25 protein-coding genes are annotated in these 25,119 nt (G+C 46.6%); 15 read left to right on the top strand and 10 right to left on the bottom strand.

The window, feature by feature from the left end; all coding sequences use genetic code 11:
* Positions 1-94 precede the first annotated feature (94 nt).
* Entirely contained in the window at positions 95-1,177 is a 1,083-nt protein-coding gene (locus tag SIB58_RS08895; RefSeq protein WP_067325253.1) for a hypothetical protein, read from the bottom strand.
* Between the two features lie 508 nt (positions 1,178-1,685).
* On the opposite strand from SIB58_RS08895, the gene SIB58_RS08890 reads away from it, so the two are divergent.
* Positions 1,686-1,991, top strand: a complete 306-nt coding sequence (locus SIB58_RS08890) for a hypothetical protein (RefSeq protein WP_156486490.1) — start codon at positions 1,686-1,688, stop codon at positions 1,989-1,991.
* A gap of 336 nt (positions 1,992-2,327) precedes the next feature.
* Here SIB58_RS08890 and SIB58_RS08885 read toward each other — a convergent pair whose 3' ends face one another.
* Positions 2,328-2,720, bottom strand: coding sequence for a nuclear transport factor 2 family protein (locus SIB58_RS08885; protein WP_066905152.1), 393 nt, complete (start codon positions 2,718-2,720; stop codon positions 2,328-2,330).
* A gap of 512 nt (positions 2,721-3,232) precedes the next feature.
* Positions 3,233-3,457, bottom strand: coding sequence for a hypothetical protein (locus SIB58_RS08880; protein WP_066905154.1), 225 nt, complete (start codon positions 3,455-3,457; stop codon positions 3,233-3,235).
* Between the two features lie 1,984 nt (positions 3,458-5,441).
* On the opposite strand from SIB58_RS08880, the gene SIB58_RS08875 reads away from it, so the two are divergent.
* The 5 genes from SIB58_RS08875 to SIB58_RS08855 all read left to right on the top strand — a co-directional run bounded on the left by SIB58_RS08875 (position 5,442) and on the right by SIB58_RS08855 (position 8,512).
* Positions 5,442-5,909 carry a hypothetical protein gene (locus SIB58_RS08875; protein ID WP_066905159.1) on the top strand — a complete coding sequence of 156 codons (468 nt, stop codon included), beginning with the start codon at positions 5,442-5,444 and terminating at the stop codon, positions 5,907-5,909.
* The gene (locus tag SIB58_RS08870) at positions 5,902-6,192 is read left to right on the top strand and encodes a hypothetical protein (protein WP_067325256.1); all 291 of its coding nucleotides are present in this window, start codon (positions 5,902-5,904) and stop codon (positions 6,190-6,192) included. Before SIB58_RS08875 ends, SIB58_RS08870 begins: the two co-directional genes overlap by 8 nt.
* A gap of 86 nt (positions 6,193-6,278) precedes the next feature.
* Positions 6,279-6,494, top strand: a complete 216-nt coding sequence (locus SIB58_RS08865) for a hypothetical protein (RefSeq protein WP_067325258.1) — start codon at positions 6,279-6,281, stop codon at positions 6,492-6,494.
* A 1,389-nt stretch (positions 6,495-7,883) separates the two neighbouring features.
* Entirely contained in the window at positions 7,884-8,087 is a 204-nt protein-coding gene (locus tag SIB58_RS08860; protein WP_231884098.1) for a hypothetical protein, read from the top strand.
* 143 nt (positions 8,088-8,230) lie between these two features.
* A complete protein-coding gene (locus tag SIB58_RS08855) occupies positions 8,231-8,512 on the top strand; it encodes a hypothetical protein (protein WP_067325263.1) in 282 nt (93 codons plus the stop codon).
* 744 nt (positions 8,513-9,256) lie between these two features.
* Here SIB58_RS08855 and SIB58_RS08850 read toward each other — a convergent pair.
* Both SIB58_RS08850 and SIB58_RS08845 read right to left on the bottom strand, forming a co-directional pair.
* The gene (locus SIB58_RS08850) at positions 9,257-9,457 is read right to left on the bottom strand and encodes a hypothetical protein (protein WP_067325266.1); all 201 of its coding nucleotides are present in this window, start codon (positions 9,455-9,457) and stop codon (positions 9,257-9,259) included.
* A gap of 141 nt (positions 9,458-9,598) precedes the next feature.
* Positions 9,599-9,793 (bottom strand): hypothetical protein, encoded by a 195-nt coding sequence (locus tag SIB58_RS08845; protein ID WP_067325268.1) that lies wholly within the window; start codon positions 9,791-9,793, stop codon positions 9,599-9,601.
* Between the two features lie 437 nt (positions 9,794-10,230).
* Here SIB58_RS08845 and SIB58_RS08840 point away from each other — a divergent pair, with 437 nt between their 5' ends.
* Complete coding sequence (locus SIB58_RS08840; protein WP_067325273.1) at positions 10,231-11,283, top strand: fatty acid desaturase; 1,053 nt, start codon at positions 10,231-10,233, stop codon at positions 11,281-11,283.
* Here the strand turns inward: SIB58_RS08840 and SIB58_RS08835 are convergent.
* A complete protein-coding gene (locus SIB58_RS08835; protein ID WP_066905180.1) occupies positions 11,269-11,598 on the bottom strand; it encodes a hypothetical protein in 330 nt (109 codons plus the stop codon). The genes SIB58_RS08840 and SIB58_RS08835 overlap by 15 nt on opposite strands.
* Before the next feature lie 1,253 nt (positions 11,599-12,851).
* Between SIB58_RS08835 and SIB58_RS08830 the strand changes: the two genes are divergently transcribed.
* The gene (locus SIB58_RS08830) at positions 12,852-13,049 is read left to right on the top strand and encodes a hypothetical protein (RefSeq protein ID WP_066905192.1); all 198 of its coding nucleotides are present in this window, start codon (positions 12,852-12,854) and stop codon (positions 13,047-13,049) included.
* A gap of 1,445 nt (positions 13,050-14,494) precedes the next feature.
* On the opposite strand, the gene SIB58_RS08825 is transcribed toward SIB58_RS08830, so the two are convergent.
* The gene (locus SIB58_RS08825; protein ID WP_414494920.1) at positions 14,495-15,331 is read right to left on the bottom strand and encodes an alpha/beta fold hydrolase; all 837 of its coding nucleotides are present in this window, start codon (positions 15,329-15,331) and stop codon (positions 14,495-14,497) included.
* Between the two features lie 85 nt (positions 15,332-15,416).
* Here SIB58_RS08825 and SIB58_RS08820 point away from each other — a divergent pair, with 85 nt between their 5' ends.
* The 4 genes from SIB58_RS08820 (at position 15,417) to SIB58_RS08805 (ending at position 18,086) form a co-directional block, all read left to right on the top strand.
* Entirely contained in the window at positions 15,417-15,569 is a 153-nt protein-coding gene (locus SIB58_RS08820) for a hypothetical protein (RefSeq protein ID WP_414494857.1), read from the top strand.
* 524 nt (positions 15,570-16,093) lie between these two features.
* Positions 16,094-16,546, top strand: a complete 453-nt coding sequence (locus SIB58_RS08815; protein ID WP_066905196.1) for a hypothetical protein — start codon at positions 16,094-16,096, stop codon at positions 16,544-16,546.
* A gap of 1,011 nt (positions 16,547-17,557) precedes the next feature.
* Positions 17,558-17,788, top strand: a complete 231-nt coding sequence (locus SIB58_RS08810; protein WP_066905202.1) for a DUF1651 domain-containing protein — start codon at positions 17,558-17,560, stop codon at positions 17,786-17,788.
* Between the two features lie 28 nt (positions 17,789-17,816).
* Positions 17,817-18,086, top strand: a complete 270-nt coding sequence (locus SIB58_RS08805; RefSeq protein WP_066905206.1) for a hypothetical protein — start codon at positions 17,817-17,819, stop codon at positions 18,084-18,086.
* Between the two features lie 1,004 nt (positions 18,087-19,090).
* Here the strand turns inward: SIB58_RS08805 and SIB58_RS08800 are convergent.
* Together SIB58_RS08800 and SIB58_RS08795 are read right to left on the bottom strand one after the other, a co-directional pair.
* A complete protein-coding gene (locus tag SIB58_RS08800) occupies positions 19,091-19,369 on the bottom strand; it encodes a VIT1/CCC1 transporter family protein (RefSeq protein WP_066905212.1) in 279 nt (92 codons plus the stop codon).
* Between the two features lie 179 nt (positions 19,370-19,548).
* On the bottom strand, positions 19,549-20,319 hold the full coding sequence (locus SIB58_RS08795; RefSeq protein WP_067325284.1) for an SDR family NAD(P)-dependent oxidoreductase: 771 nt from the start codon (positions 20,317-20,319) through the stop codon (positions 19,549-19,551).
* Between the two features lie 353 nt (positions 20,320-20,672).
* Between SIB58_RS08795 and SIB58_RS08790 the strand changes: the two genes are divergently transcribed.
* From SIB58_RS08790 to SIB58_RS08780, 3 genes are all read left to right on the top strand, one after another.
* Complete coding sequence (locus SIB58_RS08790) at positions 20,673-21,572, top strand: SMP-30/gluconolactonase/LRE family protein (protein WP_074159262.1); 900 nt, start codon at positions 20,673-20,675, stop codon at positions 21,570-21,572.
* Between the two features lie 769 nt (positions 21,573-22,341).
* Complete coding sequence (locus SIB58_RS08785; protein WP_156486496.1) at positions 22,342-22,791, top strand: hypothetical protein; 450 nt, start codon at positions 22,342-22,344, stop codon at positions 22,789-22,791.
* Positions 22,685-23,422 (top strand): MIP/aquaporin family protein, encoded by a 738-nt coding sequence (locus SIB58_RS08780; RefSeq protein ID WP_067325540.1) that lies wholly within the window; start codon positions 22,685-22,687, stop codon positions 23,420-23,422. Before SIB58_RS08785 ends, SIB58_RS08780 begins: the two co-directional genes overlap by 107 nt.
* A 222-nt stretch (positions 23,423-23,644) precedes the next feature.
* Here the strand turns inward: SIB58_RS08780 and SIB58_RS08775 are convergent, their stop codons facing one another.
* On the bottom strand, positions 23,645-24,550 hold the full coding sequence (locus SIB58_RS08775; RefSeq protein WP_074162579.1) for an FG-GAP repeat domain-containing protein: 906 nt from the start codon (positions 24,548-24,550) through the stop codon (positions 23,645-23,647).
* Positions 24,551-25,119: the final 569 nt, after the last annotated feature.

Here is a 25,119-nt window from a genome sequence, read left to right as displayed (position 1 = left end):
CATCATTTAACATAAGAAAAGCTTTGAAATATTCAAAAGGCAGATTTTTTTTTGAACCGTGTGAGCGAAAAAGGTGTCTCACTAATGCGCGATCCTACAATTCTGCAACAACGTGGGCATAAGTTTTTAGCTGTAATGGCTTATCTTTCTCAAGGCATATTTTGTAATGACTAAAGATAGCTGCAATCGTATTGAAAGGCAATTGTGGACATGGGAAGATATGACTAAATGGAGTTTTTTTGACTCCTCGCGGCAGATCATTGTATAAATTGCATATCTGCAGTATCAAGTCCTCTTTTAAGTTGAAGCTACTCTGCAGTGAGTTCAAAACAGACCAACTCGTTGACTCTTTAACGTGATTGGCCGGGAAGATCTCAAAACAAAGTCTTGGGTGGTTTGATGGCTTTGATAAGCATAAATCAAGGCAGCATCGTACACCAGTTTGTTCAAGAGCATAAAGACATTCTATCGCATTTTTAAATGAAACCTGAAAGTCTGACGAAAACCACTGCAAAAAACTAGGTTGAATATTTTCAAGTGATACAGAAGATTTAAAAACGAGTTTGATCATGTCCCCTCGTCCAATCATGAGGCCAATCCAAAATGGACAGCCAAGACACTCAAAGATATCCTTCAACATTTGCTCACACTCACTCGTTCGATTACCCTTCTCTTGTAAAATAAGACAATAATCAAGGATTTCGTTCAGCATTTGTGGAGGCACCTCATTCTTAAGGCTGTCCAGTCTCTGAAACACGCCACCCAGGCGAATTGAATTTTCTAAAAAGTCAAATTCGAGATAATGATAATCAGGTAAAGCACAACTAAATGAAGTGTTTCGCTTTTTATATTTGGGACTGGCATTATTGGTGTCAATGGTTTCGAAAAAAGATTGGGATGGTACGAGTTGATCACAACGCTCAACATATAAGTCCCACCAGGTTGGCATAAACTCAGCAGGTAAAAGTGCCGCTGGCGACAAAATGCCAAAAGATACATCTAGTGATAAGTGATCATCATGATGAAATTCAAGCAAGCATTCGTTTGTTTTGCAGGTTTCATCAAGCTTGATTTTGCTTGCCATCTCCAGGATTGGAGTCCATAAGTGTTGATCTGTTTGATTGAAAACTTCACTGGCGGCCCAGGATATTGATTTTTCAAAATCAGTGTATTTCAATTCTGAAAAGTAATATCCAAGCTTTAACTTATAGAAGTACAGCCTGTAGTCTTGCTTTTAATGTCTTTTTGAAATATATTTTTATCTGAAAGCTCGAATTCTACACACCGTTGCTTTCGCTTTGGCAGTGTCAGTATTTTTGATCAGCCTTTCATGGGCGATTGATTTGAGGTGGTTATGGGCATCGAAACATCTCGGTAGGTCTGAGAGCCGTCAACAGGAATGATCTACATGGTTGACGATCAACACCTCAGTCAGCAGATACCAAGATTGAGCGCGTTTAACCGCGCCTCTTAGAAACGCTGGTTTCTGGGGGATCCGGCTGCCTCGGCATCAATGGCTCCCTCGTGTGCTGATTGAAGCCTGGGAGAGGCATTTGAGCCTCTCACCAGAGGCTCACCAGAAACTTTTGGGTGCTTCACCAGAGCTGTGCAGTGGGGTTCACCAGAAAGGCTGTGATCTTGAAGAAGTCAAGGGGGCAAGACCCCCAAACATTTACTCCTCAGCCATGACGATCTTTAGCAATGCTACGAAAGTAATCAAAGCAGTTCTTTGCGTTGCTCTTATTGGAGCTACAACAGGTGCTCTAGCCCCAGCTGCTGAAGCGAGAAGCTATCAAAATAAAATACGACAAGAAACGAAATTGAGGCAGCTACGCAGGGAAATCCGCCGCGACAATCGTAACGAGAGGTACGGTCGGCGTGCATATCAACGTGAGTTCAATCGTTCTCCACGTGTGATTCCTGTCTATGGAGTCAGGTATGGAAACGTCTATGGAGCACCCGCAGGTTTTGCAATTCAGTTGCGCTTTTGAGGCATTGTCGTCCCCTTCCAGATCTATAGTCTTGAAAAAAATGTTCTTCAAATTCGGTCTTTACTTACTTAACTATGATTTACGTTTTTTGCCTTCGTTGAGACAATTTTTTCATATATAGGCTGTTGCAATGACTCATGAGCGGCCTGTCTATCAGTGCACGTGTTCTGATTGTATGTTGGCCATTGAAGATTAAATTCTGAACCCTTGAATAATTCGGTTTAATAAAATGCTTTTTTTCTGATTCCGATTAAAACATCAAGTGAAGAGCTTTGGTGCTCAACCATACAGTCGCAAGCATGATGTTGGCGGAGATGTTGATGTTTCAAGTGCAAGTTACTTGATAATCTTATTCACTAAAACATCATCAAAATATACTCTGACTTTGTCAAACACTATGCCATCAAACTCTAATATCCATACGTACTGATTATTGTAAGGTTGCCCTTGTCTGGAAACAGCCTTCGATGTCATTTCCAGTACAGCAACGGAACCATCAATGATGACATTTTTCACTATCCATTGAATATCGCCATCCAAAGAGGACTTTAACCTTGATATCGCAGTATTGATAAAGTGAGTCCTCGACGAATAAATGCCACCAAGGACGCTTGAGCCTGTAATCACCCATTGAACATTGTCTGCTACATAATTGGCTAAAAATTCATCGATTTTTCCAACTTCAAGCAAATGAATGGCTTTATCTACATAATCACGAGTGAGCTGCATCGCTTCGAAGTAGAGAGAAAAGAGTGAATGGGCAGAATTTAGGAACGATTTGATCCTTCAGCTTTCGTTTCGGAGTTTCGAAATAAGGGGTTTTGCCGTTATTGCGAAATTGGTGTAGTTATTCTTGTCTGAGCTTTCGGGCCATGGTCTATAACAGCGCCCCCCCCCTTTTTTCGTGATTATACAGGTATCCGCTGAGATTCATGTTCCCCCCTGTTGGAACAGGCAATCCGAGGAGAATGGACTGACAGGGTGAAAATGAGCTTAACTGGTCCAGTCGTTTTTGCTGTTTTTAACCAATTTTCACTTGCTGAGGTGCAGTTTTTTAAAGATTATGCTTAAAGTATAGTATAAACATTTAGAATATCAGCATTATAGGAGCTATCGGTTGCGTTTGACTCTTTGACTTTTTCGCTTGCCGTTGTCTCTTCAGCTTCAGATGATGCGTCGTGATTTCAATTAGCTCAGATGGTCGCCCTAGCTACCTTCCGAGTTGGATATCCACTCAAAATTCACAGAAAGGATCTCTCATGCTCTTGAGCCGGTGAGGACGGTTGCCTCAGATTCGATATGTTATCAACTGCATTGAAGGATTGATCAAAAATCCAGAGACAAATACCGTCGTTGCCTTTGTGGGGGTTCAAAGGTTGATTCTTGTTGGCATATTGTTTTGCTCCTCTCTCTTCAATTATGAGATTGAACAGCAGAATATTTGCCTGAATATCAAAAACACTCAACGATGAGGTGCAGGTTATAGTGTATTCGAGTTGATTTGATTAATGCATCTTTTAATTGCTTTAGGTGTTCCCATTGTTCTGTTTCTTGGTCTAACCATCCTTTTTGTCACCGACGGTGTTCCTGACTGGGTCCTCAACTTCAATAATAAGTACAGTAGTAAAACCTGGCTTTATGGCGTGATAGTTCTCAGCGTTTTCTCGTTACTGGTTGCTCTATTTAAGAAGTAAGCCCTTGGCTGTCTCTTGACTACTTGCTCAAGTTGAAAGGACTACTCTGTTATTAATTTCATACAGATTCTTTCAGCTGGACCAGCTGTGGCGTCGAGGTTTTGGAAAGAGCCAAGCAATTTTCTGCAGCCCAACCGGCCTTATCAACAAAGGTGCTGTACTGAACACTCGTTAGCGATGAATGTTCAAGACATCGGACCTCGCTGCCCCTATGAATGCCTCGCCCCCTTGCCTTGTTCTCAGACCGACCAGATCCCCGTGAGAGCATGCTAGTGGCCCCGGGCCTGCTGTGCTTCAAAAATTTCCGAAGCTATCCCTTTGAGGCAGAGAAAAGAAGGCGGTACCGCCGATGTCCGTCTATTGAGGCATCAATCTGCAAGCGTTGTAGGTCTGGTACCTCTCGATGCGCACATCATTTTCCGTTCACCGTCTGATCAGTTGACCGGCCTTACTGATCTCTGTGATTGTGGTTACAGCCTCAATGCTGCTGGCAGCTCGATGCAGCAGCCAGCACTTTTTTCGCACCGCCATCTGGGATCACAGCGCTTAACCCTCATTTTCAGCGCCTGTGCGAGCACCGCTCGCCAATCAGCCGCTCCAGTTGGCGCATAGCCGCTTTTCTCGATTTTGAGACTGACGCTGCTCGATGGTGTGTAACGTAAGTTATTGACTCAGCGGCATTCTGTGTCCCACTTTCCTGTCAACCTCAACCGGTCAGGGCTGTTCAGCTGATTACTTTGTTGTCATTAAGACAGCATTCATGGCGTCATGCATCCGATGCGTCCTTGCTCTAGGTGAGGGATTTGGATGCTGCAGCATCAACAGTCACCTGACAACGCAATAGCAGCGATGCACAATTCATAGGTCTGTCGGAGCTGAATGAGCCCTACTTACCTGATCACAACCCCTGTTGAAGTCGACGTCCTCTGGAAAGTCAAAGCAGATTCTGAGGCAGCGGCCATTACGAACCTCTCTGCACATTGCACTGATCTCAAGAGAACACCCGATACCTTGACATTGGGGTCCATCACCAAGGGAATCTCATATCGAGGCTTGCCAGACGAAACGCAGAACATCCAACAGATGTCGATCCGTTTTGCGTCGGACAACCCACATCGATGCGTTGTCTTTGACGAAATTGATGAAGACGAGAGCTGACTCGCAGAGATTGACGAGCTGGCTTATGAGCATTAGCCCCATCGCAATAGCTGACTTGACCCGTTCATTACTTCTAGAAATCGATTACACCGGGCGTGGTGATCCACTGAGTGATTCCATTCTTGCAAGGCTTCAACACTTGAACTAATGGCTGTTCCGACTGTTTTTGCTTGATGTCCTGATCAGAATGAACTCTTTACTGGTAACCGTGTCGCTAATGGAATAGTATGACTGTCGTGATCACTGGAGTTGCTTGCTCTTTTACTGCCTAATCTTGCATCTTCTTTAAGCAACCCATGTTCTGATGTGGCTTGATGTGATTGACCACAAGTAAATGTTTTCGATCCGCTACAAAGCCAGATCTACAGGCCGATCCTTTGGATTAGTGAGGGTTGGTTGAATCGCCTGTAATATCCGTGAAGAACTTCCTTCATGATTTCTAGGGTTGGATTGGTACTCATGATGCGCTAGTCCAGGACATGGGGAGACGCAGGCAGCTACTTGCTGTTCACTGTCACGGCATTGATCCAAAGAGCTTCTCTGGACAGAGAAGAATCAGCCAGCTTGTTTTTATTTCCTTATCAATTAGTCTGATCAGATGCAAAGTAGACAGCCACAAGACAATCGAGGATGGGAAGAAAAGTTCTATTCCATCAAGGATGACCTGATTGAGCACGCCAAGGATTATTCGAGATATGAAAGTGGGTTTTACTGGTATGATCATCAGCACTCAGGATTGTTTTTTATCTCGGCCAGGATGGTCGACAAATACAAGTTGCGAATGGTTTCTGATGACAACCTTGAACTCTGGATCAATGACTGTGGTTTAAATGATCATGATCGAGAAGAATGTTTGAGAAAATATGCCTATGCAATTTACATTCACCATGCTGAAGCCTTTTCTATAACAAAGGATGGATTGGATTTTTCCAGCGGCACGTATACAAAAACGCCTCATGGCGAATGTTACTCATTGGAATTCGTTGCTTGGTTTAATGATGTTTCTGTCGAGCTACTCCAGGAAGGTGATGAAGACCTCAAAATTATAAGCTGGTGTGATGGCTGACATGTCAAACTGGTACCAATCAAAAAGCTTGATCGTGCAGGAGGATCTTGTTGACATAATCTGTAAAAAGACTTGTTTTGTAGTTGATCAACAAGATATTGATGGTTTTCTTGTCATTCTTGCAAGTTACGATATTAGCACTGCGAAGCAATTTTTAGAATCATTTTTTGCTGAGTACGAGGGTGATGAAGGTGTCGTCTTGGAACAATTCGTCAAAGACTGGTGTGCTCTTGCTAAGGTCTGCCTGCCTAGAAAGTTGTTGAAGCAGCGAAGTCCCGAATAGCTCTGGCAGGAGATGATTCAGTTTGACTTTCATAAGTCTGTATTTAACGGCAACACCTACTTTTTTAAAAAGCACTTTTAAATCGTATGACTGTACAGACCAATCAATATGTTATTCTTTTCTGGATTAAAGGTGAGGAGCATCTTGATAGTGACCATTCAACGCTTCAGGATGCCAGGCAGAGGTTTGAATATCTGAAAGATAACTGGCAAGATGTTTTTCCAGAAGGTTTTGTTGCTATTGAGTTGACAGACCAGTATTTTGATCAAATCGAACAATTCAATCCTTTCCATGAAGGTTAAGAACAGGCTAAACGTTAGTGCTTAGTCAACCATTTTCATGTAAGGATGAGACAAGAATATATCGTAGTGCATGATTGGCTCTATCAAGTGTGAAATTGATGTGTCCAAGCTTTCTCAAGGTGGATTATGGGTATGTTAATTTCTTTCGGTCAACTATGTTGATGCCAATTTGTACTAAGCTCTGGTTGAAACCAATGTAAATGTATGTAATTTTTGACTGCCGACCTTTGTTCTGAATATCTTTCAAGCCTTGATATGGTGGGAGCTGAACTTTAAGATGTTTTGATCAATGAAGTTGCAATTCGCATAATACATAATGCTTGGAGGGAGTGTTCGTCATTAGACAAATGGTCTTCGTGATGACCAGTCAATGTTTGAAGTTGATCCATGCGATATCTTTTCGATAATGTGAGCATCATATGCTTGTGCTGCAAGCTTTACCTGCTTTGCAGGTTTTTGTTGTTGATGTTTAAACTCTTTTCTCTGTGATATTGCTTTATTCCCAATACATTTACGCTAAATCGGGTGGTTCTGGCTTTGGGGTCATCCTCAGTTCAATAGGTAACCTAATACTTTCTCAAATTTCATTCCCCCTTTCATATAGAGAAGCACAACGCTTGAAATGATCAGGGAGTTCACGATCAGGAAGGCTGAGATGACTCTGATTTCATTTTTCATCTCTCAATCTTCGCCGACGGGAGACTGCTGCTGTGGATTGAAAGCTGTTGTGATCTGGAAGAAAGTATCCTGAGACATTTTTCTTGCCGGCTCTGGACCGTCTCTGTTCTCTGTCCTAGACCGCAGCTCGACTCTCTTTGCACATGTCCAAGTCTTCATGCTGTTTGTGGATGTCTGCTGATGGAGCTTGGCCTGTTGTTGATTTCTAAACTGCAAAGGAATGATCAATACGCATATCTGAAGGTACAGGTCAGTCGCTTTTAAGCTGAGATTCCTATGGCCTTGCCCAATGAGCAGTACCGTTTTGTGGCTTGCCATGCTCTCCATCGCTTGATTGGTTCTGATTTCCTCGGTCGTTAGCCTTTGCCCTTCTCCTCTGGTTGTGCGTCCTCACCGACGACCTGCAGCGACATTCGCTTTTGATCACAGGCTTCTGCAGCGGATGTGTGCAAAAACCTGCTTTCTACCTGATGTCCTTCCCTCCTCGGTAATGCTTTGAAAGGGTTGTTGAGGTCAGGTGGAGGTTCGATGAAGGATTCAGAGGAAGTCTTGGCTTCTTTGACCACCTCAGTTACAGCAACGGATCTTCGCTGAGGTCCAGGAGTCCTCTCGTCTTCGCTGGTTGCTTTATGGAAAAATCCTGAATTCAGGAGCTTTGTAGGGGGTTACAGCCAGTAACTCCTGAGCCTCGACCAGTCTGGAATCATGAGCATGACGCTTCAACTGGCTGTTGCACGTGGTACGGCCCGTGGTCTGATCAACGGCACAGCCGCTGCTGATTATGGCGACGTGATTTGTCTGAGGCAACTGCTCCTGCGTGAGGGTGATCATGGTCTTGCGACTGACCTGCTGTTGCTGGCCAAGGCCATGAGCCCTACAGCTGCTGAGCTTTCTGAATATGGTCCAGCAGCATGAACGGAATCATTCCAATTGCCCACTAGCGCAGGTTGACTTCATTTGCGTCTTTGTCGTTTTGTCAAGTTAATAGGCTTCGATCCTTTCCCATGTGCAGACAGCTGCTGAGCTTGCTATGCATTGGGTGGTTGTAAGCAAGTTCAATGTCGGAGAATTCAGATCCCCAAACCGTTGATGTGACAGCGATTGTGGAAACTCATCCTCTCTTGGATGAAGATGATCTTCATGGAGGCGTCGCTGAAAGGCTGAAGCATTCCAAGGAGTTTGGAGCGCTCGTCTGGGATGCAACCAAGGATTATGTGCAAAAAATGAATCTCACCTCTGACGAAAAAGCTAACGTCAGTACTTGGTTGTCTTCAAAAAAAGATCGATTGCAAAAAACAATTGTTGAAAGGCTTCATAAGCTGCACCAGCACGATTCATAGTTGTTAAGTGTTTTGTGTGTTCGGTTGACTGATGGTCGTGTAATTTGATCGATATCTTTTACTCCATCCATCCTTCGCTTCAAACAGCACCTTGGCCTTGGCTGCTTTTGGGTCGTTTTTTACTTAGGTGTCGTCAAAAGCGCTTGCTATTAAAAATAGATTTATTTTAACCGTTTCAATACTCCTGGTGTTCGTATCCATAGGCCTATCTGTTGGCTGAGAGTCCATTCATCCACGTTTTAGCCTCCTATGTAGAACAGTGAATTGAAGAGGTTCAGATCAGGGGTTGTAGCATGCGATGTTGACCACTTTTTGCTTAGCGTCTCATCTCACAGTGTCTATCTGGTGACGATCCCTTACGAGGCTAACTTGCCATCAGATGATCGTTTCAACATTCCTGATTACACCATTCTCCTGCGTTTACGCTTCGATGTGCGACTGAGGCAATCAGCTATTGAGCAGCGGATCCAGGATGCAAAAGCCCTGAGATCTGAGTATTTACTCGTGTCTTCTGCAATGACGAGCCTACACTGACCGATCGCTGATCAAAGTCAGCTAGTACTGTTGGAGCGTGAAATACTCGTTCGTAGATGTATTGCAAAATCCTCAAATCGCAATTCTGCCAGTTACTTTAGTCTCGCTCAAGCTCAACTTTTTCAGCGTGAATCGAGAAATGTTTATGACGAAGACCATATCAGATACTATCTAATCGCGCACTGAGGATAGTTTCAATCAAAAATTCCGCTATTTTTTAGCGGCTGTTGCCTTCAAAGCATTATTTAGTTCAACTGAATTGTCCTGGAGATCATCAAAGCGTTCTCCCTCTTCAATGGCGTACAGCTTGTAAAGAGCCATTGCTGCTTCATCCCATCGCTCCTGTTCAACAGCGTCAAGCATCTGTTGAAAAAAAAGCACGTTCACGACTTCAAGATCGAGTTTGTTCATCGAATCCCAATTTCTCCGGACAACTTATCGGAATCGAGCGTGGGATCCATAGCTCAAAGCGGTAGAGAGGTGGAAGATTTTGCTTGTTCTCCACACTGCTCTGCGTTGGTAGGTGCGCGGTCGATGGTTTTTCGAGCACTGTCACTGTTGGCAGACATCGTTTTGAAGCTGCTGGGGTGAGGAAGCACCCCAGGCATCCGATTCGTTGTTGGTGCATTCCTGCTCTCGAATTTCGCTGAGCTCGCTTTGCTCGCCTTCGTTATCTGAGGCTTCTGCAACCAACACCCCCGCGAGCAGGGCGCTGACTCCGACGATGATCACGCTGATTGCTCTCAAGGCTGTTTGCAGAATGTGATCTCAGCATGCTCGTTTTCAGCTGTCTGTCTGGTTAAAGGCTTGTTTTCAGCGGGTCATTGCTCGATCATCCATTCCTCTTGATCGGCTGGGACTCTCGCCATCCTGTGCACCCTTTCTGTTCGGTGATCCTGGTGAGCGTCCTTGAAGACGACCGGACTCAAGACACATCTGCTGAAGTGCTGTCTCACGGCAGATGTGCCTGCCCTCACTGAAATCTGTCCACTCAACCGCCCATCCATCTCCAAAGTGTCCTTCTCTGGTCCAGTGATCCGACATGATTGAGGAATTTTCGATAAGTTGATTTCGTCTTTGCTTGATACAGAAAACCAAAATGCAACAATCATTTGAATAGTTTTGTTACCCGCGCCTCAAAATCAAACCCTGTACGAAGGGTTGATTTTGATCTGAAATCGCACATGGCCAGCGATGATCGCATTGCTGTATGGCAGATTTTTAATACTGTTGTTCCTTTGGTTGTTTGTGCGTATGCCTTTTGTGAAGTCACTACTTCGTTTGATCTGAAGTCGATATTAATCGCACCTTTGTTGTTTCTCCTCATTGTATTTCTGATGAGTAGAAGCTTCTCTTTGATGCATGACTGTGGTCATCATAGTTTGTTCCGCACGAAGTATTTAAATCGCATTGTTGCATTTGGGCTCAGCATTATTCATGGAATTCCTCATCATCCATGGTCGCGAGGTCATGCGTTTCATCACAAATATAACGGCAATTGGGATCGCTACAGAGGCCCTTCTGCCTTGACTACACGTGAGCAATACGAATCAAAGAAATCATGGGCCAAGTATTTCTATCAAATTTTGCGTCATCCATTGTTGCTTTTCCCTGGAGGTTTTTATTATCTTATTTTGAAGCCCAGAATTGCGCTGTTTCTGGGCTTTTTTGAATGTTTGTTCGCAACTCTTCAAAAGTTGTTCCATGCTCTTTCTAAAGGTGAATTTGTAAATATCTTTTCAATAATCAACAGCCATCAATCCAGTTTCTTTTATACAAGGGGTGAGGTTTATGACACCATTGCCAATTCAGCCATTCTTTTCACCTGTTGGTGGTTGATTGGAGGTGCAATTGGCCATTGGCATTTCTGGCTTCTCTATGCCTGTGTGATGAGTTCCAGTGCCGCCTTGATGATCGCTGTTTTCTTTGTTCAGCATAACTTTCCAGGATCTTATGCCAGCAATGAGGAGGATTGGAGCTATTTCAAGGGAGCCATCGAAGGCTCATCTTTTCTTCAGCTTCCGCCAGTCCTCAATTGGTTCACAGCTGACATCGCCTATCATCATATCCATCATCTCTCTGAACGAATTCCTAACTATCGTCTGCGTGATTGTCATTATGCCAATCTTCACTTGCTAGCAGATGTTAAGCCTCTTTATTTGCATCAAATTCCTGCCTGCTTTTCTCTGATTCTTTGGGATAATGTAAACCTTGAATTGGTTTCAACTGGCATGTGAATTGTTGGTTGGATTTTTAGGCTGAGGGATCAGCGTCGTCGGCCCGGGAGGTTCGTCACTGAGTTGCACTTGGACACCGTTTAGAACGAGGCATTGTGCTATCAGGGCGCGGAATCCGTCAATCGGAAGCAGTAAATACTGTGCGGCTTCCCTTGGATCTTGTCGCATGATTTTAATTGTTTTGGTGATATCTAAATTGGCGGCTTTGCGCAAATGATCCTGAAACCAGCTTTCAGGTGTTTTTATGCTGCGACTCAAAAAACCCATCGTTGACTGGATCTCCGTTAGCTCTCTTCTCCAGATATAAACCCCCACGATGCAGTCATTTGCTACCTCATGCCATGGCTGAAAATGATTGAATTTCTTATGGTTAAATAAAAAATGTAGGCCCTTACTTGAACTCAGCTCCTTGTCGTGTACTGACCCACAGTCTTGAAAACAATCTCTGATAAAGCTGAAGTGCTGGTGTCAGCTCCTCTGAGGAAATCACAGATGAGACCCGGTATGAATCAATTGATAACACGTCCTTGTTTCGGCTGCTGCGTATGGTTTCGATCTGAACCTCGCTGAGATCACGGTCGCGAAGACGCTGAAGGCCAATGTCCATCATCTGTTGTGCTGTGTTCTGCTCAGAGGGCCCGCTGTAACCGCTAAGGAGCACTAAGCCATTGAGTGCTGTGCATCGAGCCAGTAATCGCAGCAGGCTCACCTGCTTGTTGGCTTCAAACAAGTGCAGCACGTTGTGACACAACACAAGATCTCAGCCGATTGGTTCGAGGGATCTCAGTGTTTGTTGATTGAGCTCTTCCTGGATCAAGATGCATCGTTCTCTGCCCGCATGGTCGGCGATGGCTCCCGGCAGAACATGATCATCTCTGGCTTTGTTCCAGGATCGTTAGCTCTGCCTCTGGACAGGTGTTCAGTAAGTCGGGAAGCTGTTCTCCTGGCTCCGGACCCACCACAAGGACCCGAGTGGCTAGAGGGGCCATATTATGCATCGCTGACAGTGCAATCTCGTGAAGGGTGTCATAACCCGGTATTGAATGACGAATACTTTTGGGATAAGACTGTCCGTATGGTCCTTCGAAATTAAGTGCGGTCATTTTTTTTGCTGTGATTTCGTGTTCAAATGAGTAGCTTTTGATTTTTCGTTACTGCACTTTATTGTTGCAAGTGCCTGCTGATACCCAGGAAATGTGAGTTTTAAGCGCTTATTTGCTGCGATTATTGACCCAATAACGCTCTGCCTTCATTGCTGTTGATCTAGGTATTGGTGGTTCGTTTACCTTGTCTGTGGATAAACAGTTTGCTCTTTGCCGATGCTTCCAGCTGGAGAGCATTGATTTCGGAAGCTTGTTTCCTGTTGTCAAGATTTGACCAATCTCCAACACGGCACTTAGCTAAGGATTTGGTTTCAGCATGGCTCTTTCACTTTTCAATGTTTGTCGGTCTCTGCTTTGTTGGCCGATGAGGCATTGGTGTTGAGTGCTTCACGGCCAGTCAATCGCCAAGCCTGCTTGCGTTGTCTTTCATAAAGTGCCAGAACAGAAACAGTTGTATTGGACTCCATGGCGTCAAGCCCTGGCCAGCAAACACCTGTTGATTTTCAGACCAGAGTGATCATGGTTACAGGTGTTGTATCTGGACTGAGCTGTCTGATGGTTGTGATCACCGGTGGCTTCATCACTGCAACAGCAGTCAAAAAGGGACTGCAACAAGTGCCTGTTGAAGTTCCCATTCCCTTGCATGATTCACAGCTTCTGTAACGGCAACGACCTGGCTCAGACGCTGCAGTTTTGATTGCATCAGACAGACTTGATGTTCAAGGATCGTCTTGATGACGCGTGGTTTGAACAGCATCCCCAGTGCGCAGAGTGGCTGATCAATCGTCAGAAGGGTCTGATTATCCCAATCAGGTCAGATACTTCCATACACCACGCTGACAGCGTTCCTGAGTGTTTTTCGCGGTCATCAGTTCTGGTTCTCCAGCTTGTCAACAGATGAAGCTGCACCATCTCGGAATTGAGCTGTGGATTCATTTGCAGAAAATCGGTTGGATTCTCTGTCCATCGCCGCAGTGCTGACTTTGCGGAAAGAGGGAGTGTGACGTCTCCCTCCCCCCAACGTTCATGAGTCGGCTGCTCGACTTGCCTCCCATGACACCGTTCAACGTATCAAAGCGTACACGTTTTCGCATGGGTTCGGCTGCTTAGGTGTCCGGAGCCTGCTCAGGAAGCCTGTCAGGAGAGGGTTTGTTGGCTTTGTTGATCAGTCGATGACAGTTTTCGCGAACGGCGTTGATCAGGCTCTCTAGCAGCTGAAAGCCGCAGCCTTTGCCCTAACGCGTGAGGCTTTAATTAAGCCACAGGTCAAGGCCCGGGCATTGCGCCGCTGACAGTGCCAGAGCCAGCTGGTCTTGCACAGGTCGTTGTTTGCCGGCATGAAAACCTGCAGCCCTCATTGGTCAGTGTTCGAAGTTCCGGTGCTCTGAGTTCAACTGTTCCCTTCAGAGTCGAGATGCATGACCTGATCGCGGATTGACGCTCGCACCAGGACGAACGATGCGCGCGCCAATGCCGATCCAAACCGATGCTTCTTGGGCGTTTCTCGCTGACCTGTCAAAGAGTATTCACCAGCTCTGCTGATCTGAAAACAGACAGCTTTCTTTAGTTTTCGTTGTTGAGTGCTTGCACTTTGGGACGGTAGGAGGCCATAACATCCAGAAATTCTTGGGGTCTGTTCGGCATAGGCTCCAAGGATTGCCACAACATCTGACCAGATGCCGTTACCAGTGAGTCTGATTCTCGAAAAGCCGCGACTTGTGTTTGACTCAAAAAGCAGCTGTCAGCTGCTCAACCAACGATTGAAAGAGCAATGTTGACAAGGGCCAGTCCACCCAAAAAGAACGCCGCTAGCAGAGAGGATTCGGGGAAGAATTTGGCCAATGCCAGCCCGGCTCCCATAAATGTGGATGAAACAAGAATTGCCGTGACATCAACGGGCATCTGAACGGGAGCTCTAAGCAGTGCTTTTTAACAGAAGATGAGATTTTTTAAGGTTACCTGCAACGCAACAAGCGATCATCTGGCTTTTGGTTTGGCGCACGACTACCGAGCCAGCAGATCAAGGCGGTGTTTGCGGCCAGAGCGTGAAACAGGCCCAACGCTCACTGCCCTCGCCTAGATCCCTTGCTGGAACGATGTGCTGACCGTTACGGCGTTGTGATCCATTCCCGGACGCTGTTGACGCATTCCTCAGTGGATTCATAGGGAAGAACGTTCCTGCCAGTGATGGTGCTGATCGAGGCGTTGGGCAGCTTTTCCCTGTAGGTCGCAAGTCGCTCCTCGAGATCATCCCAGTTCCTGGATGAACCGATCCCGGTTGTGTTGATGCCGAAGAGGATCTGAACAGGAATGTTCAACCCGGTCAGCTGCGGCTCCCAGTTGCGTCGCCAGAATCCCGCAAGGAATGAATACACAGCCCAGCGGGTGTCCATCGCTCGTGAGCCCTGTTTGAGCATCTCCAGCCATTCATCATCAACCGATTCAGGGCGAGCAAACAAATTTTTTCTGGAAAAGCCGTCCAGAAATTTGCGACGCCTTGCATAGCGGTAAAACAAGTTGCCGATAGGTCCATCAAACAAGAAGCGCCAAAGCCAACGTGCTCTGCTTTGTGGAAACTCCTGCGTTAGAACCCGCCAGCCCGGCGGGCTAATCGCCACCAAGCCACTCACCAACTCGGGAGCGTTGGCCGCAATGGTCAGGGCGATGGGCAGAGACGCTCCCTGGGAGACCAGTACGACAGGTTCTTTGGCTCGCTCTCGAAGCAGATGAATGAGCGGCTCAGCCCAGTCTTCAGGTGTCAGTGGCCGTGCTGGGCATGGTGCTGTTCCGCAGCCGAGCAAATCGGGATTGAGTAAAAGGGGAGATCTCTTTTCGCTTTGCCATAACGCCACGAATCGATCCCAGAACCGCGAAGACAGACCAACGCCGATCGGATGAATGAGTAGCAGCTGCTGTTCAGCTGATGTGTTGCTGGCCAACTTCACAGGCAACGATGGGGACCTTGATTGTGATGAATAGAAGCACTGAGCGCGACGGCAGCTTTCATCCAACGAGCGTTTGGGTTGATCCATGACTTGGTGGCGTCGTCCGCCTGAGACGATCCTGCCTGCAGCAATTGCGTCGGCTCATGAGCCATTGCAGGTCAGGTTCAGCACCCGGGTCTGTCTTTCCCATCCCGAGTTGCCTGGTAACGCATATTTCGCCATAAATGCCCTCTGCTGAATGGGTGAGAACAACGCGGACTAACACCACAGAAGGCTGATGGAATCTTGAACGCAATAGATCAAGTCAATCGACTCTTATTGACCCTATTCATCGCCATGGAGTCCACTGGGGGGAAACTGCTTGGTTTCATTTAATAGGGTCTTTTGATTAAACCATCGGCATAGATCGCATTGTTGAAAAATTTTTCTGCATTCTAGATTTGTTGATTTGGCTTTTGGCAGGTATCAAGATCTCTCGCTCAGGGTGTTGCTCGGACAGTGCGCGCACCTTGCTGATTTCGCCTGGTTGACCGTGTTTGGGTATGTCCTTGAATGCAAGAACAAGTTCAGAAGTTCGAGCCTTTGCTTTGAAAAATGATGCTGTCTGCGTCTAAGCAGTTCGGTCTGTCTTCCAGCTTTCTCCAATCGTGAAGCAAGCTGGTCTGGTCGGCCAGCCTGAATGTTGTGAGAGGGTTTGAAACCCTACAGCGAGGAATTAAAACCCTGGCCATTCTGGATGGATGATGATTGCAGGTGAGTCGGATGACCGTCGCGCCCACCGATTTCAGAGAGGCCCATCAAAGGGTATGGGCCCTCATCGAGTCTGGACTTGAATCGAATTCCAGCTGGCGCCAGATGTTTGTCGACTATGGCCTGCTTGCCACGGTTGGTTTTGATCAGCCTTTTGCCGAGGATGACGACAAGGTTCGAGAGCTGGCAGAGCAGCTCAACCTTTCTGCGGAGGTCGTGGTTGGTGAGCTTCTCTATTTCATCCGACAGAACTGCTTATGGAGCACTGATGAGCTAGTTGCAGATATGGACAGGGCTCTGAAGGTTCTTGTCGACAATGGAAGCCCTCAGGAGGTCGTGGACGGTCTGCTCGACTTTTCTCCGTACGGGAAGCGCCCTGACGTTTTACGAGCCTTACGAACGGCCACGACGAAGCGAGATGATGCTGGGGCTTTTCAGAAGGTCTTGTCTGCGTTTGAGCAATAAAGCTGTTGGTGGCGCTGCAGAGCCACTGCGACACCATTCGACGGCAGTGATCGCTACCTATCCACGCTGCCGTGGAAACAAGTTTGTTTCCATCTGAGCATGTTGTTGATTGTCTTGGAGGGTTTCATGGGCAATAGACCTGCGCTCGGTTGCTGTCTCTGATCAAGACTTGCGAAGCAACCGTGCTGATTCCGGTTGGCTGGAGTCCGCGGCCAGCTGTTTGATTGTGGAACCTGATGAAGTAACAAATGAACTGGCATTCGTTTTCAGGCTTCAGTTACAGCATTTGCAGGAGCTCTTGCCCTGTTAGAGGTGACTTGGACTTGAGCTCAGGCGGTTTGGCCAGTACCAGGCTGGATCGTCCTGCCTTGTTTTGATCGGCGACCCATTTCAGCAGGGCGACCACCTTTGAGGTGTTGATTTCAGTGATCAGTCGACTCGAATCCACTGACGTGCAATTTCTTTGATGGTGAGGGATCAGAGTCAAATGCAAAAGTCGGCTGTGGATTTTCACCTCTGATCGCAGCACTTTGCAGGAGTTGGTTGAGGCAATACTCCTGAAGCCCAGAGGCAATGCTGCTGCATGAGCTGATGCAATCCATGGAGGCTGCTCAATCGCTGATGCTCTCTGGGGCTCTCGATGAAAGCCTGTTCAGATAGACCGAATCCTCTCCATGTTTGATCTCCACGGCAGGCACTGACGCCGTCGTGGACTATCGCCGTTTGAAGTCTGCTGAAGTGGAACTCGATTGGGGTTAAGTGGGAGGAGTCTGGCTGATCGTTTGCTTTGGGCCTGAGCCAGTCATCACGGTTTCAGCTCGGAGGCCTGTGGATCCTGATCTGCAACGTCCTTAACGGCCTTGTTGTGGCGTCGTCGCGTATGCCAATGGCCGACTCGCACCTCACTCTCCCCGGTGGTGCGGTGGCTCTCTCTTTGTACTTATTTGTACTTGGCTGGGCATCAGGCGGTACGAGCCTCTATCGATAAGGACAAGACTTCAGCAAGTAACTATGTCTGATGCCTGGCTGGAAGACCCTAAGACTCATTGGGCGATGAGGTTCCACCAGCAATCCAAAACTCTTGACGGAGATGTCCAGGTCGTCGTGGAAAACGGCAGACCCATGCCTCACAGCCAGCCTGCTCTGATCAAGTCACGCATTCATATGGCCTATGACGACGCTGTGTCTCTCTATAAGGAGCTGCAGCAGATTGGCTGGATGCACTGTCCCGCTTTCTGGTGAGCCTCTCGGGCGGCCAGTCAACCAACCAATGACGACGGATCCCATCTCTGCTGTTTTGGAAGGAGTCCTGCTCGGAGCCGAGGATCTGGAAGGCAACCATCCCTGGAAGGCCAGCACGGAGCAAATCATCAGTGCCTGTACACGTCTTGTTGAGGACTACGGCATCAGGCTGCAAGGGAGGGGTAGAGATTGCAGCGATTCAAGGTTCCAGCTTGGCGGTGACGATGAATTTCGGTATTCAGATCACGAAGACGACGATGGAAATCCTGTTGTGTTGATTGAGGTGGCAGAGAGCTGAGCTTCCATCTCAGAGCACAGCAAGTTCTCTAAGGCGGCTGCGTGACCATACCCCTGACAATCTGTATTGTGTTCCCTGTACTTACTGGACTCAAATAACCCCAAATTTTTTCAGGCTTTGCATGTTGAAAGGAACTACTCATCCGAATGATGAATCTTCGCGACGTCCTTTTGAGCGGAGAAGCTAAATTTCCAGATATGAAATATTTTTAATAATCGGTGGTCTTGATTTTAACGCCACCATAATCGCTGGTGAGCGCCCTAATGTTGATGATCTAATTTTTTACGTAATTAAGAGGCTGGTTTTTGATACGGGGCGAACTCGCTTGAAGTCAGTTCCTTTTCTTGGTGATCCGGCTTGGCTTGTAACGAACGTAGCCCCATTTGCATTCGCGAATAAGTACATGGGGCTTCTGGCATCAAAAAATTGCAAATCGTCTAGATAATTTGAGAAGTATTTTGTAAAGCTGACTTGTCAACCTCAACCCAATAATCACTTGTGGAAGATGCTCAGCCACTGGCAGAGGGTTTTAGTCATTGCATGCCGAGCCTGTTAGCGGAGTCTTGTTGGCAATTTTTATGAAAAACTTCGGCTGATGAGCTGTCCAATCATGACTCCGCCCGCCGCTGCGAAGCCTGCAATTCCAACGGTTTGTATCACGGTTGGATAGGTGGCGCGTTGCCCTGTTTTTCCCCGTCCAAATAAGTATGAATAGGAGTGCAAGCGTCATCAGAAGTGATATCCAGCGTGCTGTTGCCAGAGGCCAAGATGCAAAAGTGATCACTGGAGTCAGTGCAGATAGTGCATTTGAGATGAACATCCAGCAAGCATGGATGGATGTATGGACTATCAGAGGTGTCTGAATCTTGCGAATCAAATGCTGAGTCCAAAGCGATCAGTTTCCTTTTGTCACCAACGATCTCGGATTGAATGGCGCAAATTGTTTGTTGACTTATCCCGGCATCCGATAGCTTCAAAAGAAAATGATTGGCTGCTTTCCCAGGCTAATCCTGGATTCGTGTAACGCGTTTCTTATCTTTGATTCTCTCTTGATCATGGTCGGACTGAAGATCAAGAAATACGCCGCACATCATCGATATGGCCGAGGATATCCCACCAGAGGCCCCTGCTAATAGAACTTGTGTGCTGCTATTAGCTGAAATTGCAACCCCAGCAACAAGTCCAAAAATGGTGACTGCTCCATCTTCCATCCCAAACACGATTTCTCCAATCGATTCATAGAAAGACCTTCTAATGCTTTTCAGGTTAAGAGACAAGGCCATTCTCAGCACTCTTTGAATACATATGAAACTTATCCCTTTTCTTTGCCTCTCTTGGCTAAAATGGAATTGTGGATAGGACTCTTAAAGTTCATTGTATTGGCTGCAAATCACTTGAAAAGCTTTTTCGGCTTGATTGCATTGGTTGGAATACTCAGGTCATTCAAAAATTGGATTTGCGGTCAATGCTGAATCATGAAACCGCCATCTACCAACAGCATTGAGCCTGTGATGAATGCGGCTTGATCAGAGAGAAGCCACACCACAGCGTTGGCGACATCAGCTGGTGCGGCCATCCGTCCCAGGGGGTGGAGTGCGCAAGCTCGTTTCCTGAGAGCCTCAGGGTCATCGCTAGCTTCCAAGGCCTGGTGGGTGAACCCTCCGTCGACCCATCCTGGTGCAACGTTGTTCACGCGAATCCCCTGCGGCGCTAACTCCCCGGCTGCGGCGTAGCTCAAGCTGAGCACGGCACCCTTGGAGGTGGTGTAGCCCCCTCCCTCCGCTGAGCCGATGAAGGCCGAAACGCTTCCCATGGTCACGATCGAGCCTCCTGCCGCTTTCAGATAGGGAATGGCGGCCTGCACGGCATGGAATGTTCCATCAACGTTGACGGCCATCATTTGTTGCCAGTCTTGATGGGTCTGGGTCGCGAGTGGTCCGGTGCGTAAAAGTCCGGCGGCGGTCACGAGGCCGCGCATTTCACCAAGCTCTCCGACTGACCTCTGCATGATCTCTCTCACGGCGGTCGCATCGGTGACATCGACGTGGAAGCCCTCGGAAACGCCACCGTTTGAGCGAATCTCTTCAGCGATGCGTTCAGCAGCTTCGTAATTGGTGTCACAGACGGCGACGCTGGCTCCTGCCTGAGCTGCCTGAACGGCAACAGCACTGCCGATCGAGCCTGCTCCACCGGTCACCACAACCAGGCCACCACTGAGATCAATCCTTGTCATTCTGCGATGAGTCGATGGCTTGATTCTCTAAGAGTGGAGGACATCGAAGTCTTCGTCATCCACAGCTGTCTGGATAGATCCATTTCAGGATTTTCTGAGATGTTCACTCATGTCTCACAGAAAGCCACCACAGCGGGCTTAGTTGAGGCACGCGTGTGAAAGTCAAGAACCTCAAGTTATGATCAGATTTGCTCCGCCAGCACAACCAAACTCTTGATTGGATGTGCAGATGTGATGAGAACTTAATGATGACGCATGTCAGTGGATAGAAGACTTGTTGAAAGTCGTTGCTTCTATGACATTCGTCGCTAGTGTTGTCACAATGATTGCAATACCGCCATCAGAAATTATTCATGCATCAACAGGTCAAAGTCTATTCATCGGAATGCGTGCTTGATGTGGGAGCGCGTCTTGCCGAAGGTCCTCACTGGTGGGACGAGCGTGGGCTTTTGATTTGGGTCGATATTGAAGACTCACGCATTGGCTTGTTCGACCCTTGCCGTCAGACCAATCGTTTTATCGATACTGCTTCCCATGTGGGTTGTGTCGTGCCAACAAACGAGGGGCAATTGTTGGCTGCAACGTCGGATGGATTTAAAATAATAAATCCAGATAGCGGGGAAATTGTGTCGTTGCATAATCCAATCAAGGATCTAACTAATCATCGTTTCAATGATGGTAAGTGCGACCCTTGGGGAAGACTATGGGCTGGCAACCTTCATTATGATTTTTTGCCTAATGCTGGATCTCTCTGGAGGTTGAATAAATCTTTAAAATCTAGTCGTATGATTGAAGGTGTCACTATCTCAAACGGGCTTGCCTGGTCATTGGATAGAAAAAATTTATATTATGTTGACACCCCAACTCTTCATGTCAAGCGGTTTCCATTGTCTGAGAGTGGAGATTTGGCTGGTGATGGAGAGATCTGCATTCAAATACCCCCTGATTGGAATTGTTCTCCTGACGGCATGACCATCGATTGTAATGGCATGCTTTGGATTGCTCTTTGGAATGGAAGTGCTGTGACTTGTTGGGATCCAAGAAATGGAAAGCATTTGGCTACGATAGAAATTCCATGCTCGCAAGTAACCTCTTGCTGTTTTGGGGGTACGGCGTTTGACAAGCTCTACATCACAACTGCTAAATATGACCTTGATCAGGAAAGTCTCTCTTTAATGCCTGCCGCTGGAGGTATTTTTATAGCAGAAGTGGATGTTTCTGGTCTGCCTGCTTCAGTGTTCATGCAGTCATAGAATGATTGATTTCCAGGGTTTCCATTATTCATTTTGATTAGCCTGATAGATGGCAAAATAAAAAAAATCTTTTCCGACTTTTGATGTAACTGGCTGGCGATGGTGTTGCTGATATTCACATACGTAGCTCCTGACATTCGTTGGTAGCTCAAGTTCGTTCTGCAGTGCTGCGCTTCGCTGTGCACGTGCAGTGAGAGCAGGGGAGTACTGTCTAGTTAGTTGGATTGGCCTCAGTTCACGTCGCTACTTAGCATCATGAGTATTTCTCTAGAACTCACGTTGAGCTGCCTCTGGCAACCATCAGCGGATGGTTCCAAAAGCGATTCTGTCTGTTCTGAAACGGCTGTGTTGCTCGAGTGCCACAGCTGATCGTCGGCGAGGAACCATGGTCTCCAGCGCTATCGGTCAGACCCGAGAGCAGTCCAACAGAGCCATTCTGATGTTTTGAGCTTCCACCAACCCTCGGCGTTATGCCAAGGCGTTCTGGTCAGTTTTCGTGGATGTCTTGGAACAGTCCACCGGTAGTTTCCAGCATCAAAGTTGATCCACCTCAAGCGAGTTGATTTTTGTTCGTTTTGAATGTCTATCAGTGAACGTAAAACTTTGCCTCAAGGGTTGGTCTTGCTCCTGTCGAGAATCATTCTAAGGTTATAGATAAATGTTCGTTCAATTTCATGCAGTATCATGGATGCAGATCTCATCCAGCTTCAACCCAATAACGACTGCCAGTGCAGGATCGAAGTCACCATGGCCGTGATGGGCGATTGACTTGGCTGTGGTTGCCTTTGCTGGTCTGATTCCTCAGGCTCCAATCCCCTGCTTGATTGCATGGGACATCAAATCATGCACGCAGTTTCGTGCGCGCTTATTTGATCGGGATGTAGCAGCGCAGCCAGGATGGTGTTGCCTTGCCCAATATCCCTTGGTGGTCAACATCAGAGAGTCGGATGCATTTTTATTAATAAAAGCCTCTACATTAGTATTCATCCCAGTAGCCAACAAGGGTGATTTAATTTGTCAATTGATTGGTTTTGCTATTCTTTGTAATTCTTGTTTTTTTGTTGTTGGCATGAAAAAGCCGCAATACAATATGTTTATAAAGGAAAAACTTGATGTACCAGAATTACTTCATTGGCGAGCTACTGGGCACTCTTTTCTTGGTGTTGTTTGGATGCGGAGTATGCGGCGGAGCCTTATTAAAGGCTTCAAAATCGTATAGCTCAGGGTGGATGGCTATTTCAGCAGGTTGGGGCTTCGCCGTAATGATCGGAATTTTTATTTCTATGGCGTCTGGGTCCCGGGGCGGGGACATTAATCCGGTCATTACCTTGATGAAATATGGCCTTGGTAAGTATTCGTCTGGATGGATGGTTACGGCAATCATCATTGCTCAACTAATTGGAGCATTTCTGGGAGCAGTGTTTGTATGGCTTGTTTATTTGCCGCATTGGCAGCACACGGAAAGTAGGATAGATAAATTGTCTGTTTTTGCGACAACGCCTGCGATCAAGAATTTTTTCGCAAATTATCTATCTGAATGCTTGGCGACAACCGCACTTGTGATTATCGCCGGTGCGCTTGCCGAATATGGCAACACTTACAATTTTTCGGACGGTTCATTACCTTATATTTTCGGCTTCGTCGTCTGGGGGATTGGTTTATCCCTTGGGGGACCAACCGGCTATGCCATCAATCCAGCGAGAGATTTGGGCCCTCGACTGGCACATGCCGTTCTACCTATTGATGGCAAAGGCACATCTTGTTGGAGATACTCATGGGTTCCGGTGGCTGGACCATTGTCTGGTGTTTTGATTGGATTGTGCATTATTAAATTATTTCTTACCAAATAAGCTGCAGAGTTTTTATTACAAGATTTTTAGGGGAGCCGAATTTGATCGCTATCGATGAACGAGTTTTAGATTGTTGCTGGTTGATAACAGGGTTGATTCTCAATCAATTTTGAACCATTTCTGCCCAACTCCGCTTAATTGTGGCATGCGTTGGATGCCCAGCTGCCTTGATCTCTGAGGAATTTAAGCGATATAAATCTTATGTCGTTCCTTGGGGTTGTGTTATGGAATTGCTTCATTCATGTACAATCGATTGAAATTGCCTGAATTGGCAACTGCAATATCAAGGAAACTATCTTGATTAAAGTCAGCAACACTGACTCCGTACGTAGGGCTTCCTGCATAATTAGGGGCTTTGCCTGGGCCTAAGGGGATGGCATCAAACTCATTCCCGTCACCCCGGTCAATATAAACAGTATTCTTTTGTTTTGTGTGGTGGCTTCCCATCATGTTGCCTACAATTAAAATATCTCCGTCGTTGTCAACGTCACCAGTAATAACATCGTAGGTCTGACCATCTGTATTTCCAAATTCTCGTACTTCAATGATGCCACCACTCCCGTTGCCAAAATAGATTTGATTTTGGTCACCTATATTTCCAATAATTATGTCTAAATTCTTGTCTCCATTCATGTCGGCGATGGCTACTGCTCGGGAATTCAACCTCTCCGAATCATGCAATATTTGCTTATCTGAGAAATTTCCCTTTCGATCATTCAGCAAGATCACATTGGGGTCATTAACACGATTGGTGAGTACTAGATCCAGATGATCATCTCCATCCCAATCAACTACAGCAACGTCAATGGTTTTATCTATTCCTGTTCCAAATGTTCTGATATCAGCGTCAGGGAACTCACCAGAACCACTATTGAAAGCAATTTGATTAGGTGCACCTCGACATGGAATCAGAATATCGATATCACCATCATTATCAATATCAGCAAGAGTCAGACTCCGTAAACTAGATATATAGCCGAAGGAGCCAGTCTCATAAAACACGCCTTGCCCATCATTGTAAAAGATTCGATTGGGCGCATTAGCATTGCCAACAGCAATATCGAGATCGCCGTCTCCATCCAGGTCGTCAGGCACCGCAGCATAACTGGTGGAGAGATTCAGGTCCAAAGGTCGCTGAACAGTGAAATTGACCTTGCCTTGCTTTCCATAATTAAAAAACAGATAATTCTGCTGAGGCCAATGGCGTCCATTAGTGACAACCAGATCATTTATTCAGTCGCCATTTAGATCGCCAATGCCGATAGAAGCTGTGAGTTCCTGTTTGTCCACTCCCAAAAATTCGTCGGTCGTTAGTGATAAATAATTGGCTGGTAGATGTGGACTGGTTTTGCTTATTCGAATTTAAAAGTTGGCTAGGTTGGCCAATGAATGTTTGGCTGTGTAATACAGGGTTTAGTTTTCGGCTCATCTCGTTCTGGCTGATTTCCAGCTAAGCACTCCACTTATCATAGGAACAATGATGAAGTTCAAAAATTTTCCTTCTCTACGCGTGATTTAGTCTCTGTACCCCATTGCTAAATGGAGTAAATCCTCGGCCATGAATGGCTCTGCATGCTCCCACTTCAGTAGTCCTTCTTTGCAAACGCTGAACAGGACGGGAGCTTCCCCTAGGGCGATGGTATTTCATAAAATCGTGGCATTGATATCCTTGGCCAGTTTGAAAGAAGCTTGTAAGG

This window comes from Synechococcus sp. MIT S9504 (assembly GCF_047497135.1).
In the GTDB taxonomy this organism is placed as follows: Bacteria; Cyanobacteriota; Cyanobacteriia; order PCC-6307; family Cyanobiaceae; genus Synechococcus_C.
The sequence above is the reverse complement of the archived record's forward strand: the minus strand, read 5'-3'. Positions and strand labels throughout refer to the sequence as shown.

Excerpts from the sequence above, each read along its gene's own strand:
- SIB58_RS08860 (WP_231884098.1), top strand. The coding sequence starts at position 7,884 with ATGACGCTTCAACTGGCTGTTGCACGTGGTACGGCCCGTGGTCTGATC.
- SIB58_RS08840 (WP_067325273.1), top strand. The coding sequence starts at position 10,231 with ATGGCCAGCGATGATCGCATTGCTGTATGGCAGATTTTTAATACTGTT.
- SIB58_RS08790 (WP_074159262.1), top strand. The coding sequence starts at position 20,673 with ATGCATCAACAGGTCAAAGTCTATTCATCGGAATGCGTGCTTGATGTG.
- SIB58_RS08805 (WP_066905206.1), top strand. The coding sequence starts at position 17,817 with ATGACGACGGATCCCATCTCTGCTGTTTTGGAAGGAGTCCTGCTCGGA.
- SIB58_RS08795 (WP_067325284.1), bottom strand. The coding sequence starts at position 20,319 with ATGACAAGGATTGATCTCAGTGGTGGCCTGGTTGTGGTGACCGGTGGA.
- SIB58_RS08875 (WP_066905159.1), top strand. The coding sequence starts at position 5,442 with ATGCAAAGTAGACAGCCACAAGACAATCGAGGATGGGAAGAAAAGTTC.
- SIB58_RS08865 (WP_067325258.1), top strand. The coding sequence starts at position 6,279 with ATGACTGTACAGACCAATCAATATGTTATTCTTTTCTGGATTAAAGGT.
- SIB58_RS08820 (WP_414494857.1), top strand. The coding sequence starts at position 15,417 with ATGACTTGGTGGCGTCGTCCGCCTGAGACGATCCTGCCTGCAGCAATT.
- SIB58_RS08780 (WP_067325540.1), top strand. The coding sequence starts at position 22,685 with ATGTACCAGAATTACTTCATTGGCGAGCTACTGGGCACTCTTTTCTTG.
- SIB58_RS08855 (WP_067325263.1), top strand. The coding sequence starts at position 8,231 with ATGTCGGAGAATTCAGATCCCCAAACCGTTGATGTGACAGCGATTGTG.
- SIB58_RS08815 (WP_066905196.1), top strand. The coding sequence starts at position 16,094 with ATGACCGTCGCGCCCACCGATTTCAGAGAGGCCCATCAAAGGGTATGG.
- SIB58_RS08800 (WP_066905212.1), bottom strand. The coding sequence starts at position 19,369 with ATGGCCTTGTCTCTTAACCTGAAAAGCATTAGAAGGTCTTTCTATGAA.
- SIB58_RS08870 (WP_067325256.1), top strand. The coding sequence starts at position 5,902 with ATGGCTGACATGTCAAACTGGTACCAATCAAAAAGCTTGATCGTGCAG.
- SIB58_RS08830 (WP_066905192.1), top strand. The coding sequence starts at position 12,852 with ATGGCGTCAAGCCCTGGCCAGCAAACACCTGTTGATTTTCAGACCAGA.
- SIB58_RS08885 (WP_066905152.1), bottom strand. The coding sequence starts at position 2,720 with ATGCAGCTCACTCGTGATTATGTAGATAAAGCCATTCATTTGCTTGAA.
- SIB58_RS08890 (WP_156486490.1), top strand. The coding sequence starts at position 1,686 with ATGACGATCTTTAGCAATGCTACGAAAGTAATCAAAGCAGTTCTTTGC.
- SIB58_RS08810 (WP_066905202.1), top strand. The coding sequence starts at position 17,558 with ATGTCTGATGCCTGGCTGGAAGACCCTAAGACTCATTGGGCGATGAGG.
- SIB58_RS08850 (WP_067325266.1), bottom strand. The coding sequence starts at position 9,457 with ATGAACAAACTCGATCTTGAAGTCGTGAACGTGCTTTTTTTTCAACAG.